15 protein-coding genes and 1 pseudogene are annotated in these 13,828 nt (G+C 75.1%); 9 read left to right on the top strand and 7 right to left on the bottom strand.

Going from position 1 to position 13,828, the window contains the following annotated elements:
* Positions 1-41: 41 nt before the first annotated feature.
* The gene (locus BLR12_RS21780; protein ID WP_176832634.1) at positions 42-1,235 is read left to right on the top strand and encodes an MFS transporter; all 1,194 of its coding nucleotides are present in this window, start codon (positions 42-44) and stop codon (positions 1,233-1,235) included.
* Positions 1,236-1,283: 48 nt separating this feature from the next.
* Here the strand turns inward: BLR12_RS21780 and BLR12_RS21785 are convergent, their stop codons facing one another.
* Entirely contained in the window at positions 1,284-1,664 is a 381-nt protein-coding gene (locus tag BLR12_RS21785) for a hypothetical protein (protein WP_091382436.1), read from the bottom strand.
* A gap of 109 nt (positions 1,665-1,773) precedes the next feature.
* On the opposite strand from BLR12_RS21785, the gene BLR12_RS21790 reads away from it, so the two are divergent.
* Entirely contained in the window at positions 1,774-2,754 is a 981-nt protein-coding gene (locus BLR12_RS21790; RefSeq protein ID WP_091382437.1) for a bile acid:sodium symporter family protein, read from the top strand.
* Between the two features lie 10 nt (positions 2,755-2,764).
* On the opposite strand, the gene BLR12_RS21795 is transcribed toward BLR12_RS21790, so the two are convergent.
* Both BLR12_RS21795 and BLR12_RS21800 read right to left on the bottom strand, forming a co-directional pair.
* Positions 2,765-3,112: a hypothetical protein gene (locus BLR12_RS21795; protein WP_255363699.1), complete on the bottom strand. Its 348-nt coding sequence runs from the start codon at positions 3,110-3,112 to the stop codon at positions 2,765-2,767.
* A 116-nt stretch (positions 3,113-3,228) separates the two neighbouring features.
* Positions 3,229-3,522, bottom strand: a complete 294-nt coding sequence (locus tag BLR12_RS21800; protein ID WP_091382441.1) for a flagellar FlbD family protein — start codon at positions 3,520-3,522, stop codon at positions 3,229-3,231.
* Positions 3,523-3,664: 142 nt separating this feature from the next.
* Here BLR12_RS21800 and BLR12_RS21805 point away from each other — a divergent pair, with 142 nt between their 5' ends.
* Together BLR12_RS21805 and BLR12_RS21810 are read left to right on the top strand one after the other, a co-directional pair.
* Positions 3,665-4,105: a methyltransferase domain-containing protein gene (locus BLR12_RS21805; protein WP_091382443.1), complete on the top strand. Its 441-nt coding sequence runs from the start codon at positions 3,665-3,667 to the stop codon at positions 4,103-4,105.
* Between the two features lie 105 nt (positions 4,106-4,210).
* Complete coding sequence (locus BLR12_RS21810) at positions 4,211-4,909, top strand: response regulator transcription factor (protein WP_091382444.1); 699 nt, start codon at positions 4,211-4,213, stop codon at positions 4,907-4,909.
* A 51-nt stretch (positions 4,910-4,960) separates the two neighbouring features.
* On the opposite strand, the gene BLR12_RS21815 is transcribed toward BLR12_RS21810, so the two are convergent.
* Complete coding sequence (locus BLR12_RS21815; protein WP_091382446.1) at positions 4,961-5,632, bottom strand: ACT domain-containing protein; 672 nt, start codon at positions 5,630-5,632, stop codon at positions 4,961-4,963.
* Between the two features lie 280 nt (positions 5,633-5,912).
* On the opposite strand from BLR12_RS21815, the pseudogene gatC reads away from it, so the two are divergent.
* The 4 genes and pseudogenes from gatC to gatB form a co-directional block, all read left to right on the top strand.
* Positions 5,913-6,206: pseudogene (gene gatC / locus BLR12_RS21820) on the top strand (Asp-tRNA(Asn)/Glu-tRNA(Gln) amidotransferase subunit GatC); the annotation flags it as partial.
* Between the two features lie 20 nt (positions 6,207-6,226).
* Positions 6,227-7,729 (top strand): Asp-tRNA(Asn)/Glu-tRNA(Gln) amidotransferase subunit GatA, encoded by a 1,503-nt coding sequence (gene gatA / locus BLR12_RS21825; protein ID WP_176832647.1) that lies wholly within the window; start codon positions 6,227-6,229, stop codon positions 7,727-7,729.
* The gene (locus BLR12_RS21830) at positions 7,726-7,905 is read left to right on the top strand and encodes a hypothetical protein (RefSeq protein ID WP_091382449.1); all 180 of its coding nucleotides are present in this window, start codon (positions 7,726-7,728) and stop codon (positions 7,903-7,905) included. Before gatA ends, BLR12_RS21830 begins: the two co-directional genes overlap by 4 nt.
* Positions 7,902-9,401, top strand: coding sequence for an Asp-tRNA(Asn)/Glu-tRNA(Gln) amidotransferase subunit GatB (gene gatB, locus BLR12_RS21835; RefSeq protein WP_091382451.1), 1,500 nt, complete (start codon positions 7,902-7,904; stop codon positions 9,399-9,401). The genes BLR12_RS21830 and gatB overlap by 4 nt, the downstream gene beginning before the upstream one ends.
* Positions 9,402-9,542: 141 nt before the next feature.
* Here gatB and BLR12_RS21840 read toward each other — a convergent pair whose 3' ends face one another.
* The 3 genes from BLR12_RS21840 to BLR12_RS21850 are packed head-to-tail and all read right to left on the bottom strand — an operon-like array spanning position 9,543 to position 11,988.
* Complete coding sequence (locus tag BLR12_RS21840; protein ID WP_091382453.1) at positions 9,543-10,709, bottom strand: PQQ-dependent sugar dehydrogenase; 1,167 nt, start codon at positions 10,707-10,709, stop codon at positions 9,543-9,545.
* A 49-nt stretch (positions 10,710-10,758) separates the two neighbouring features.
* On the bottom strand, positions 10,759-11,145 hold the full coding sequence (locus tag BLR12_RS21845; protein ID WP_091382455.1) for a PH domain-containing protein: 387 nt from the start codon (positions 11,143-11,145) through the stop codon (positions 10,759-10,761).
* Positions 11,146-11,169: 24 nt separating this feature from the next.
* A complete protein-coding gene (locus BLR12_RS21850) occupies positions 11,170-11,988 on the bottom strand; it encodes a helix-turn-helix transcriptional regulator (RefSeq protein WP_091382457.1) in 819 nt (272 codons plus the stop codon).
* Positions 11,989-12,069: 81 nt separating this feature from the next.
* On the opposite strand from BLR12_RS21850, the gene ilvD reads away from it, so the two are divergent.
* Complete coding sequence (gene ilvD, locus BLR12_RS21855; RefSeq protein ID WP_091382459.1) at positions 12,070-13,773, top strand: dihydroxy-acid dehydratase; 1,704 nt, start codon at positions 12,070-12,072, stop codon at positions 13,771-13,773.
* Positions 13,774-13,828: the final 55 nt, after the last annotated feature.

Below are 13,828 nucleotides of genomic sequence, written 5' to 3' on the forward strand. Positions count from 1 at the left end.
TCGGCCCGTCGGACGGCCGGTGCAGCTGCGGAGGTGGTGTCGTGCAGGTGCGGCCACGCGTGCTCGTCCTGCTCGTGGCGCTCGCCTCCGCCGTCGCCCAGGCCTTCGGTCGCTTCTCGTACGCGTTGCTGCTCCCGGCGATCAACCGCGACCTGCTGGGCTCGTACGCCGTCGCGGGGCTGGTCGCCACGGCCAACGTCACCGCGTACCTGCTCGGGACCCTGGCCGTGAGCACCCTCTCCCGCCGCGCTCGGCCGGCCGCGCTCATCCAGGCCGGCCTGGCCTGCAGCGCGCTCGGCCTCGCGCTGCTCACCCGGGCCGACGGTGCGGGGCAGCTGTCCGTCGGACTCACCCTGACCGGCATCGGCGGCGCCTTCATCTGGGTGCCGGCTCCCGGGCTCGCCGGCTCGGTCGTCCGCCCGTCGCGCCGCGGGGCCGCGATCGGCGTCGCGGGCTCCGGGATCGGCGCAGGGATCGTGTTCGCCAGCGCCCTGACCTGGGGTCTGCAGGCCCAGGGCGGTGATGCCTCCTGGCGCACGGTCTACCTGGTCGAGACGGCGATCGCGCTGGTCGCGCTCGTCCTGCTCCTGCTCCTGCTCCGGCCCGCGCCGCACCGCGACGACGACGCGCCCGTGCGCGCCGCCGCCCTGCGACGGGTCCCCGGCTGGATCGGTCTGACGAGCGGCTACGCGGCTTACGGCTTGGCCTACTCCGTCTACACCAGCTACCTGGTGACCGCGCTCGAGGACGACGCCGGCTTCTCGGCCGGCCACGCCTCGGCGGTCTACACCCTGGTCGGCATCGGCCTGACCGTCGGCGGCGTCCTGCTGGGACCGCTGTCCGACCGGTGGGGTCGCGGCGCCACGCTGGTCGGCGGCTACCTGGCCATGGCAGGGGCGATCCTGCTCGTGCCGCTGGGCCTGGAACCCCTGGCCTCGGTGTCGGCCCTGCTGTTCGGCCTGATGATGTCCGGGCTGCCGGCGGTCATCGCCGCCCACCTGTCGGACTTCCTGACCCCGCGGGAGTTCGCCGGGGCCTTCGGTCGCTGCACCCTGGCCTTCGGGCTCGCGCAGCTGTGCGGTCCTCCGCTCGGTGGCTTCCTCGCCGAGACGACGGGCGGCTTCCTCGTCCCCTTCCTCCTCGCCGGACTCGTCGCGGCGATCGGCGCCGGCGTCAGCCTCGACGTCCTCCGCGCCACGTCCACCCGCCGCCAGCCGAACGGCGTCCGCTCCTGATCCGCACGGACGGTCGACGTGCCGTCCAGTGCCGCCGACAGCGGCGGATCAGGTCGCGTCGAAGAGGGTCACCTCGTCCGGCTGGGCGGTGAACGGGTTGGCCCACTCCGACGGCGTGCCGGTGATCGGCTGGGCGTCGGTCACGACCACGAACGGCGTGCCCGGGTAGACGGCCAGCACCCGCGAGGTCGAGGACAGCGTCTCGGTGTGCTCGACCAGCTCACCCCGGCGCAGGGAACGCGTCGTCCGCCGGCCGGACAGCTCCTCACCGACCGAGGCGACCCACTGGGCGCCGTCCTGGCGGAAGGTGATCGACCGGACCCGCCGGCCCGGGGGAGCGGGCTCGCACCCGGCGAACTCGGCGAGCGCGTCGTAGAGCCGCTCCGCCTGCTCGTCGTCGCTCGCCCGCGGGATGAAGAACGCAGTCACGGGCGCAGTCTCACCGTCGCTACCGACGGGAGCGCGCGGGTGGTGGTCGCCGTACCAGTACCACCGCTGCGGTTGTTGCTCGGCGCACCCGCTGTGAGAGTGGCTCCCCGTGGACGGCATCGCGACCCTGAGTGCGTTCGTCGGGCGCTGGTTCGCGCTCATCGTCGTCGTGGCCGGCGGCATCGCACTCGCGACCCCGGACACCTTCGCCGGGGGCGGCGCGCTGGTGCCGTACCTGCTGATGGTGATCATGCTCGGCATGGGCATGACCCTGCGGGCGACCGACTTCGCGATCGTGGCGCGGCGGCCCTGGGCGCTCCTGCTCGGCGTCGCGGCGCAGTACGTCGTGATGCCCGGGGTGGCGTGGCTGCTGACCCAGGCGCTCAGCCTCCCGGCCGCCGTCGCCGCCGGGGTGATCCTGGTCGGGGCCGCGCCCGGCGGGACGGCGTCCAACGTGATGGTCTACCTGGCCAAGGGCGACACGGCCCTGTCCGTCGCGATGACGTCGGTGTCGACCCTGCTCGCGCCCCTGCTGACCCCGCTGCTGGTGCTGTGGCTGGCGGGGGAGTACCTGCCCGTGGACGCCGGGGGCCTGTTCACCTCGATCGTGCAGATCGTCCTGGTGCCGGTGCTGCTCGGGCTGGTCCTGCGGCTCGTCGTCCCGCGGGTGGTCGAGCGGGTCCTGCCGGCCCTGCCGCTGGTCTCGGTCGTCGGCATCACCGCGGTCGTGGTCGTCGTCGTGGCCGGCAGCGCGGACACGATCACGTCGGTCGGGCTCGTGGTCGTGCTCGCGGTGGTCCTGCACAACGGCCTCGGCCTGGCCCTCGGGTACGGCATCGCCCGTGTCACGGGCATGGACGTCTCGGCCCGGCGGGCCATCAGCATCGAGGTCGGCATGCAGAACTCGGGGCTGGCCGCGGGGCTCGCCACGGTGCACTTCAGCCCCGCGGCCGCGCTGCCGGCGGCGGTCTTCTCGGTCTGGCACAACGTGTCCGGGTCCCTGCTGGCCGGCCACTGGGCGCGCAGGGACCCCGCCGCCGGCCGGGTCGACGGCCGGGACGGGGTGCTGGTGCGGGAGACGGAGCGGTGAGGGCGGCCGGTCAGGCGGACTGCGAGCGCCGCGTCTCGGTGCGGTGCGTCCTGTTGTGCACCCACAGCACCAGGCAGCGCAGCGCCGCGTAGCCCTCCGCGGAGGCGTAGCCCTGCTCGAAGCGGGCCGCCTCGACGAGCTCGTCGCTGTCGACGGTCCCACCGGCGGCGAAGCGGTCGAGCACCTCGCCGGTCAGCGACGTGCTGCGGAACAGGCGGGCGATGCCGAGGGCCACCGAGTCGGACACCGTGAGGCTGAACGGCGGGTGCGCCATCGCCGCCCGGCGGTCCAGCAGCTGGGCGACCTCGCTGTAGACCTGGACGTCGGTGGCCGGCATCCCGCGAGCGGCGATGTTCAACGGAGGCTCCTCGCTGGTCGGTCCGTTCCTCTCGGTCAGGACATCGGCCGTGCGGAGCCGGTACTGAACCGGAACCCGGCCTCGCCCTCCCTCCGAGGGGGCGAGGCCCGTTGCGGTCAGGGCAACCGGATGGGCACCACGGGTCCGGGGGCGTGCGCCTGGGGTGGGACGTCGCCGCGACCCAGGCCCAGCGGGTCGGCGTCCTCACCGCGGTCGAGCACGTAGCAGGCGGCGATCACGCCGGCGCGGTCCTCCCGGATCGCCCCGATGATCTGACCGAGGCTCTCCCGGACGCAGTAGTGGGCCCCGTCGGTCGTGATGACGACGGTGTCCGCGCCCGCCTCGACCCGCTCGATGTGGTCGGGGTCCAGGCGGCAGTACTCGCCGGTGCGACGGGTGAGGCCGATCATCGCGGTCCTCCTGCTGGGCGGGGCATCGGGCCCCGGGGGCTGCCTCGGTGGTGAGGTGCCCGTACCTTCGGCGCCGACCGCGGACCGGTTGAGCCCGGACCGCGCAGTCCGCCCCGTCGGGGTGAGCCCCCACGGGAGCCCCGTGCCCGCCTCCGAGCGACTGGCCTGGGCCGCCGGGGTGGTGGCGGCGCGGGCGGGGGAGCGGGTGCTGGAGGCGGGCTGCGGCCACGGCGTCCTGGTGTCCCTGCTCGCCGACCGCGGGTGCACGGTGCTCGGTGCCGACCTGGGCGCGGGCCCCTTCGACGTGGTCGTGTCCTCCAACCTGCGGGCCTTCCACGACCCCCGGGAGGAGGCGGCCCGGGACGTCGTCGACCGGGTCCTCGCGCCCGACGGCCGGGTCGTCGTCGCCTCCTCCGTGATGACGCCGGGTGCCGACGCCGCCGTCGTCGGCACGGTGGCCCGGCTGGCCGCCGGCCGCGGGCTCGCTGTCGCGGTCGTCCACCACGGCGCGACGGCGCCGATGGCGTCGGCGGCGGTCGAGCTGCGCCGCGGAGGCCGGGGCCAGGCTCCCCCCTCCGGGTGAGGCCGCGGGGTCGCGCTCAAGACGGCCCCGGCCACCGTCGATCACCCGGTCAGGTGACGCCCGGCCTCCCGGTGGGCGTCGATCCCGAAGCGAGGAGGAGACGTCGTGTCCGAGCAGTCCGTGCTCGTCGTCGAGGACACCGAGGAGATCAGGGAGCTGGTCTGCACGGTCCTGCGCCGGGCGGGGATGGACGTCCGCGCGGTCGCGTCCGGCGCCGAGGCGCTGGCCGAGGTCCGCCGGGCCGCACCGGACGTCGTCGTCCTCGACCTGGGCCTCCCGGACGCCGACGGCACCGAGGTGTGCCGGCAGATCCGCGCCGAGAGCGAGTGCTACGTCCTCATGCTCACCGCGCGCGCCGAGGAGGTCGACCTGCTCATCGGGCTGGCCGTGGGCGCCGACGGGTACATGGCCAAGCCGTTCTCGCCGCGCGAGCTGGTCGCCCGGGTGCAGGCCATGCTGCGCCGGCCCCGCGTCCCCGCCCCGCGCCCCGCGCCGGTGGAGGAGTCGGTGCTGCGGCTGGCCGAGCTCGAGGTGGACGAGGACAGCCGCGAGGTCCGGGTGGACGGCGCCGTCGTCGACCTGACCCGCACCGAGTTCGACCTGCTCGCCGCGCTGGCCTCCCGGCCCGGTCGGGTGCTGCAGCGCGAGACGCTGCTGCGCGAGGTCTGGCAGACCGACTGGGAGGGCAGCGTCCGCCTGGTCGAGGCGCACATGTCCAACCTGCGCCGCAAGCTGCAGGCCGCCGGCCTGAGCTCGCCGGAGATCCGGACGGTGCGCGGGGTGGGCTACCGGCTCGTCGCCTGAGGACCCTCGGCTCCTGGACGGGCCGCAGTCGCGCGGAGCACCCGGGGGACGTCAGGCCGGCGGCAGGTGGGCGACGCTGGCGGCTATCCCGGTGAGGTGCACCAGCCGCAGCAGCTCCGAACGGCGGAACGCCGGACCGCCCGAGCGGCCGATCACCACCGCCGTCCCCGGGCCGAACGGGGTGGCCATCATCTCCAGCGCCATCTCCCGCCAGCGCTCGGGCAGCCAGTCGGCCTCGCTGGGCAGCAGCCGTGGCCCCGTCAGCGGCATCCAGGGCAGCGTCATCCCGTCGAAGGTCGGCGCCGCGTCCGACGCGGCGAGCACCTCGCACGGTGCGGACCCGGTGAGCACCACGGCCCACCCGCTGTGGAACACCCGCGGCAGCTCGGCCGCCAGCAGTTTCACCGCGAGGGCGGGCGGGCCGGGCGTGGCGGCCCGGGCCAGTGCCTCCAGCAGCTCCAGCTCGCGGTGGGTGTCCAGCGGCCCGTGGAACGGGCGCAGCGACTCCACGTGCACGCCGGGCACGGTCTGCGCGGCGGTGATCAGGCTGTCGGGCAGCCGGTCGGGGGGGAGGTCGACCACGATGTCGTCGACCGCGACGTCCCCTCCGCGCTCCAGCACGTCGACCGACACGATGTCGATGCCCGCCTCGCCCAGCGCCGTGGCCACGGCGCCGAGGATGCCGGGGCGGTCCGGCACGACCAGCCGCAGGAGATGGGACACGGTTCCTCCGTGCTCGGGGGGGACGGGCCGATCTCCGTCGATCGCGGGCCGCGACAGCTTCCCCCATCGACGGCCCGGCGGTCGAGCGGCCGCTCCGGCCGACCGGCTCGGCGGGCCCCCCACGTACAGTGGCTGGGTTCCGAACGTCGTGACGAGCGTCCTCCGCGGCGCCGACGGAGTGGAGTCCCGCCCCAGCATGAGCACCCCCTCCCCGCAGGAGACCGACGCCGTCGTCCCCGAGCCGCAGGCCCCCGCCGCGCTCGGCCGGGAGGGCACCGCCGGACTCGGCCGTGATGACGTAGCGCACCTGGCCCGGCTCGCCCGGCTGGCCCTCACCGACGAGGAGCTGGACCACTTCGCCGGCCAGCTGTCCGCGGTGCTCGACGCGGTGGCCGAGGTCGGGAAGGCCGACGTCGACGACGTCCCGCCGATGACCCACGCGGTGCCGCTGACCAACGTCGCGCGCGAGGACGTCGTCATCCCGAGCCTGCCGCGGGACGTCGTCCTGGCGCAGGCGCCGGCGGCGGAGGACGACCGCTTCCGCGTGCCGCAGATCCTGGGGGAGGAGGAGTGAGCACCCTCGACCCGACGTCCCTGGACGTCCCGGCGATCCAGGCGCTGCTGGCGGCCGGCGCGACCGCCGTCGACGTCACCCAGGCCTACCTCGACCGGATCGATGCGGTCGACGGTGGGCTCGGCGCGTACCTGCACGTGGCCGGCGAGGCCGCGCTGGCCCGCGCCGCCGAGGTGGACGCCGCCCGGGCCGCGGGCGGGGAGCTCGGCCCGCTGGCCGGGCTGCCGGTCGCGCTCAAGGACGTCTTCGTCACCGAGGGCGTGCCCACGACCAGCGGGTCGAGGATCCTCGAGGGCTGGCGCCCGCCGTACGACGCCACCGTCGCAGCAAGGCTCAAGGCCGCCGGCACGGTGGTGCTCGGCAAGACCAACATGGACGAGTTCGCGATGGGCTCCTCCACCGAGAACTCCGCCTACCGGCCGACCCGCAACCCGTGGGACCCCGACCGGATCCCCGGCGGCTCCTCGGGCGGCTCCTCGGCGGCGGTCGCCGGCGGGCTGGCCCCCTGGGCGCTGGGCACCGACACCGGCGGCTCGATCCGCCAGCCGGCCGCCATGACCGGGCTGGTCGGGCACAAGCCGACCTACGGCGGGGTCTCCCGCTACGGCCTCATCGCCTTCTCCTCCAGCCTGGACCAGGCCGGCCCGATGGCGCGCACGGTGCTCGACGCCGCGGTCCTGCACGAGGCGATCGGCGGGTACGACCCGCGCGACTCCACCAGCATCGACGCGCCCGTGCCGGTGCTCGTGAAGGCGACCGGGGAGGGCGCCCGCGGCGAGCTGGCCGGTCTGCGGGTCGGCGTCGTCCGCGAGCTCGGCGGCGACGGGCACACCGACGGCTACGACGCCGGCGTCCTGGACCGGGTGCGCGAGACCGTCGAGCTCCTCGCGGGCATGGGCGCAGAGGTGCGCGAGGTGTCCTGCCCGGCGTTCGACCTGGCGCTGCCCGCCTACTACCTGATCGCGCCCAGCGAGGCGTCGTCCAACCTCGCCCGCTTCGAGGGCATGCGGTTCGGCCTGCGGGTGGGGGACGACGGCAGCCACTCCCTCGAGGAGGTCATGTCGCTGACCCGAGAACAGGGCTTCGGCCCCGAGGTCAAGCGACGCATCGTGCTCGGCACCTACGCCCTGTCGGCCGGCTACTACGACGCCTACTACGGGCAGGCGCAGAAGGTGCGCTCGCTGATCACCCGCGACTTCACCGCCGCGTTCGACGACGTCGACGTGCTGGTCAGCCCGACCAGCCCGACGGTGGCCTGGCCGATCGGCGCGCGCGTCGACGACCCGCTGGCGATGTACGCCGCCGACCTGTGCACCCTGCCGGCCAGCCTCGCCGGGCTGCCGGCGATCTCGGTGCCCTGCGGGCTGTCCGAGGGGCTGCCGGTCGGGTTCCAGGTCATGGCGCCGGCGCTGGCCGACGACCGCTGCTACCGGGTCGCCGCCGCGGTCGAGGCCGCACTGGACGCCGCCCGCGGCGCCCGCTTCCTCGACCAGCTCACCGACCGGACGGGGGCCCCGGCGTGAACGGCGCGCTCAAGGCCGCGTGGGGCCTCACCGCGTTCGTCGTCCTGGTGGGGCTGATCGGCTGGATCGCCACCGGCGAGGCATTCTTCGCCGTCTTCATCGTCCTGGGCGTGCTCACCGCCGTCGGCGCCGTGGTGACCGGCCGCTCCGTCCGCAAGGAGAACGACTCCCGATGAGCGACACCCTCGTCGAGTTCGACGAGCTCCTCACCCGCTACGAGCCGGTCATCGGCCTGGAGACCCACGTCGAGCTGGGCACCGCGTCGAAGATGTTCTGCGGCTGCTCGACCACCTTCGGCGCCGAGCCCAACACCCAGACCTGCCCGGTCTGCCTGGGCCTGCCGGGCTCGCTGCCGGTGGCCAACGCCGCCGCCATCGAGGCGACGATCCGCATCGGCCTGGCGCTGGGCTGCCGGATCGCCTCCTGGTGCCGCTTCGCCCGGAAGAACTACTTCTACCCGGACATCCCCAAGGGCTTCCAGACCAGCCAGTACGACGAGCCGCTGTGCACCGCCGGCCACCTGGACGTCGAGGTGGACGGCGAGACGTACCGCGTGGAGATCGAGCGGGTGCACCTGGAGGAGGACACCGGCAAGAACCTGCACGTCGGCGGGTCCACCGGGCGCATCCACGGCGCCTCGCACTCGCTGGTCGACTTCAACCGCGCCGGCATCCCGCTGGTCGAGATCGTCACCCGGCCCATCCCGGGCGCCGGCGCCAAGGCCCCCGAGGTCGCCCGCGCCTACGTCACCGAGCTGCGCGAGATCCTGCTGGCGCTCGGCGTCTCGGAGGTCCGGATGGAGCAGGGCAACCTGCGCTCGGACGTGAACACCTCGCTGAACCCGATCGGCGACCTGGAGTGGGGGACCCGCACCGAGACCAAGAACGTCAACTCGCTGCGCAGCGTCGAGCGGGCGGTCCGGTACGAGATGCGCCGGCAGGCCGCCGTCCTGGACGCCGGGAGCCGGGTGTTCCAGGAGACCCGGCACTTCCACGAGGACACCGGCAGCACCTCGCCGGGGCGGAGCAAGGAGGAGGCGACCGACTACCGGTACTTCCCCGAGCCCGACCTGGTGCCGGTCGCGCCGGACGCCGCGTGGGTGGCGGAGCTCGCCGCCGGGCTGCCCGAGCTGCCCGCCGCCCGCCGCGTGCGGCTCCTGGAGGAGTGGGGCCTGCCGGCCACCGAGATGGCCTGGCTGGTGAACGCCGGGGCGCTCGGCCTGGTCAGTGACACGGTGGCCGCCGGGGCCACGCCCGCCGACGCCCGCAAGTGGTGGCTCGGTGAGCTGGCCCGTCGCGCCAACGACGCCGGTGTGGAGCTCACCGAGCTGGCCGTGACGCCGCAGCAGGTCGCCGAGCTGACCCGCCTGGTCGCCGAGGGCACGGTCAACGACCAGCTCGCCCGGCAGGCGCTCGACGGCGTGCTGGCCGGCGAGGGCGACCCGAAGCAGGTCGTCGAGGCCCGCGGGTTGGCCGTGATGGGGGAGTCCGACGAGCTGGTCGCCGCCGTCGAGGCCGCGATCGCCGGGGCGCCGGACGTCGTCGCCAAGGTGCAGGGCGGCAAGGTCCAGGCGCTCGGCGCGCTCGTCGGCGCGGTCATGAAGGCCACCCGCGGCAAGGCCGACGCCGCGACGGTGAAGCGGATGCTCGAGGAACGCGTGGTCAGTAGCTGAGCAGTCGAGCCGGGTACGGCACCCGGCTGGGGTGGACCGGTCGCGGGGGCCCGGAGGGTCTCCCGACCGGGACACGGGCAGCGGCTCCGCGCGACGGGGGGACGGCACGTGGCCGCGGTGTCGGCCGGTAGGCCGACGATGTCACAGCGGGGAGTCGGACGCCCCGCCCGGCGGGAAGACGCGGAGCACCCGGTCGTCGTCGGCGACCGGGGTGCCGACGCCGTCCCTGTTCGACGTGGTGATCCACAGCGCGCCCTCGGTGTCGAGGACGACGGTGCGCAGCCGGCCGTAGCGGTCGGTGAGGAACTCGGACGGCTCGTCGGCCAGCGCGCCGGACCCGTCGAGCGGCACCGAGTGCACGCGGCGACCGTCGAGCGAGCCGAGGAACACCGTGCGCCCGGCGACCGCGCAGCCGCCGAGCCCACCCTCCTCGGCGGGGAACTCCACGACCGGGCCGGTGCTCTCCGCGCCGGCGGTCGGCCAGCCGGCGTCCCCGCCCTCGGTGACCAGGTCCAGCTCGTCGGTCCCGGTCGCCGACGCGTCGGTGGCGAACAGCGCCTGCTCCCCGCCCAGGCACAGCGCGGGGACGTCGGCGTGGCCGGTGGCGTAGACCGGGCCGGCACCCTCCACCGGGCGGCCGAAGACGTCGATCCGGAGCACCTTGCCGCCCAGCGAGGCGCGGTCCTGGGCCAGCGCGGGGTCGCCGGTGTCGCCGGTGCCCACGAACAGCGAGCCGTCGGGGGCGAACACCAGCCCGCCGCCGTTGTGGGTCTCGCCGCGCGGGATGCCGGTCAGCACCGGGTTGGGCGTGCCGCCCATCGGGAAGCGGACCACCCGGTTGTCGGTGGCCGTGGAGACGTAGGCGTAGAACAGCCCGTCCTCGGCGAAGGTGGGTGAGAGGGCCAGGCCGAGCAGGCCGCCGTCCCCGGCAGTGTCGATGCCGGGCAGCGTCATGAGCTCCCGGGCGGGGGAGCGGTCCGGGAAGACCTGCAGCAGTCGCCCGGAGTCCCGCTCGCCGACGACCGCGCTGCCGTCGGGCAGCACGACCAGGCCGGTGGGGACGGTCAGGCCCGAGGCGACCACGTTCGGGTCGCCGGCCTCCTCGTCGGCCTCGGGGTCGGCCGGGTCGCCGGGACCGGGTGCCTGCGGGGTCTCCGTGGGCGGGCCCACCTGCGGCGGCGGGCCCTCCGGCTGCGGCCGGAACGGCCCGGCCGGCTCGTAGCCGTCGCCGCCGCACGCGGTCAGGACGGCGGCCAGCAGGGCGGCGCCGGCCAGCCCCCGTCCCCGTCGCACCCGCTGCCGGCTCACCCCACGAACAGTACGTGCGGGCAGCGACCGCGGGCCGGGTCCCGGGTGCCTACGGGGGCGTCTCCCCGGGGCCGGCGGGCGCCGGGATGCGGCCGCCGGAGAGGGCGGCCAGCCGGGGCAGGTCGCGGGCCCGTAGCGCCGGCAACCGCAGCTCGGTGCCGCGGGTGGTGACCAGCCACAGGGCACCGCGCTCGGCGACGCGGATGCCCGCCACTTCCGCCCACGGCACCCGCCGGGCGCCCACCAGGGAGCGCACGGTGACACCGCCGTCGCCGAGGTCCACCCCGGCGCGCAGCACCCACGCCGCGGCCAGCCCGGGGACGAGCAGGAACACCGGCGTCCAGGAGGCCGCGGACGCCAGCGGCACCACGCAGATCGCCAGGACGACCACCGGCAGCAGCGCCACCCGGCTCGTCCGCAGTCGCGCCGTCCCCACGTCCGCACATCCTCCCAGACCGGCTCAGGCCGACAGCCGTGCCAGCCGGCCGGCCGCGTCCCCGCCCTCGGCCGCCGTGTACACGACCAGGTGCAGGCCCGGGGCGTCGGCCGGGGTGAGCTGGTGGTGCTCGAGCAGCAGCGTGCCGACCTGCGGGTGCTCGAAGCGCCGTTCCGAGGAGCTGAACCGGTCGACGTCGTGGCTGGCCCAGCCGGCCCGGAAGTGCGGGCTCGCCGCCTCCAGCCGGGCGACGAGGTCGACCACCTCCGGGTCGGCCAGCCGCGGCCCCACCTCGGCGCGGAACTGGGTGAGGAACCGGCGGCTGTCGGTCGTCCAGTCGCCCAGCAGCTCGCGGACGGCGGGGTCGGTGAAGACCAGCCAGAGCAGGTTCCGCTCGGCCGGCGGGACGGCGGCCACCCCTGGGTAGAGCCGCTCGTAGGCGCGGTTCCAGCCGGTGATGGTCCAGCCCGCGGTGATCGCGTAGGCGGGGGAGGGGCCGAGCGCGTCGAGCAGCCGCTGCACGTGCGCGGGCATCCCGTCGGCGGCCCCGGCCGGGGCGGCGCCGTGCCCGGCCAGCCGCAGCACGTACTCGTGCTCGGCCGGTGACATCCGCAGCGTGCGGGCCAGCGCGTCGACCACCTGCCGCGACGGGTGGATGTCGCGGCCCTGCTCCAGCCACGTGTACCAGGTGTGGCTCACGCCGGAGAGCAGCGCGACCTCCTCGCGCCGCAGCCCCGGCGTCCGCCGCGCACCCCCCGCCGGCACCCCCGCCACGCGCGGGTCGACCTGGCGGCGGCGGGAGCGCAGGAACTCCGCGAGCTCGCGTCGGGCGGTGGCGGACACGGCGGCTCCTCGGTGGTGGTGTCCGTACCAGTATCAGCCGTCTCTGGGCGGGTCCTGCCGACCGGCCTAGCATCGCCGGACGTGACCACCGTGGAGGAACCGCGCACCAGCGCCGACGTCAAGCCCCGCAGCCGCGAGGTGACCGACGGCATCACCCGCGCACCGGCCCGCGCGATGCTGCGCGCGGTGGGGATGGGCGACGACGACTGGGAGAAGCCGCAGATCGGCGTCGCCTCGTCGTGGAACGAGATCACCCCCTGCAACCTCTCCCTGGACCGGCTGGCCAAGCGGGCCAAGGAGGGGGTGCACGCCGCCGGCGGCTTCCCGCTCGAGTTCGGCACCATCTCGGTCTCCGACGGCATCTCCATGGGCCACGAGGGGATGCGCGCCTCGCTGGTCTCCCGCGAGGTCATCGCCGACTCGGTCGAGACCGTCGTGTTCGCCGAGCGGCTCGACGGCACCGTGCTGCTCGCCGGCTGCGACAAGTCGCTGCCCGGCATGCTCATGGCCGCGGCCCGCCTCGACCTGGCCAGCGTCTTCGTCTACTCGGGCTCGACGCTGCCCGGCAGGCTCGGCGACCGCGACGACCTCACGATCATCGACGTCTTCGAGGGCGTGGGGGCCTGTGCCCGCGGGCTGATCAGCCGCGACGACCTCGACGCGATCGAGAAGGCCGCCTGCCCGGGCGAGGGCTCCTGCGGCGGCATGTACACCGCCAACACCATGGCCAGCGTCGCGGAGGCCCTCGGCATGGCCCTGCCCGGCAGCGCCGCCCCGCCGGCTCCCGACAGCCGGCGTGACGCCGTGGCGATCGCCTCCGGCGAGGCCGTGGTCAACCTGCTGCGCCACGGCATCACCGCCCGCCAGATCATGACCAAGGAGGCGTTCGAGAACGCGATCACCGTCGTCATGGCGCTCGGTGGCTCCACCAACGCCGTCTTGCACCTGCTGGCCATCGCGCACGAGGCGCAGGTCGACCTGACCCTCGAGGACTTCAACCGGATCGGCGACCGCACGCCGCACCTGGCCGACGTCAAGCCCTTCGGCCGCTTCGTCATGACCGACATCGACCGCGTCGGCGGCGTGCCGGTCGTGCTGCGGGCACTGCTCGACGCCGGGCTGCTGCACGGCGACGTGCTGACCGTGACCGGGAAGACGATGGCGGAGAACCTGGCCGAGATCGCCCCGCCGGACCTCGACGGCACGATCGTCCACGCGATGAGCGACCCCATCCACAAGACCGGCGGGCTGACGATCCTCCGGGGATCGCTGTCGCCCGAGGGTGCCGTGGTGAAGTCCGCCGGCTTCGACGCCGACGTCTTCGAGGGCACCGCCCGCGTCTTCGACGGCGAGCAGGGCGCCATGGACGCCGTCACCGAGGGCACCCTGCAGCCCGGCGACGTCGTGGTGATCCGCTACGAGGGCCCCAGGGGCGGCCCGGGCATGCGCGAGATGCTCGCCGTCACCAGCGCGATCAAGGGTGCGGGCCTGGGCAAGGACGTCCTGCTGCTCACCGACGGCCGGTTCTCCGGGGGGACGACGGGGCTGTGCGTCGGCCACGTGGCGCCCGAGGCCACCGACGGCGGCCCGATCGCCTTCGTGCGGGACGGCGACCGGATCCGGCTGGACCTGGCCCGCCGCGCCCTCGACCTGCTGGTCGACGACGAGGAGCTGGCCCGCCGCCGCGAGGGCTGGACGCCGCTGCCCGCGCGCTACACCACCGGCGTCCTCGGCAAGTACGCCAAGCTGGTGAGCTCCGCCGCGCAGGGCGCGGTCTGCGGCTGAAGAAGGACCACCCTTCCCCCCACGCCTCGCGAGCTCGGCGCGGGACCCTGAAGGG

Origin of the sequence: Geodermatophilus sp. DSM 45219 (genome assembly GCF_900104025.1) — a bacterium.
Lineage (GTDB): Bacteria > Actinomycetota > Actinomycetes > Mycobacteriales > Geodermatophilaceae > Geodermatophilus.

Excerpts from the sequence above, each read along its gene's own strand:
- BLR12_RS21800 (WP_091382441.1), bottom strand. The coding sequence starts at position 3,522 with ATGATCGGCCTCACCCGTCGCACCGGCGAGTACTGCCGCCTGGACCCC.
- gatB (WP_091382451.1), top strand. The coding sequence starts at position 7,902 with ATGAGCGACACCCTCGTCGAGTTCGACGAGCTCCTCACCCGCTACGAG.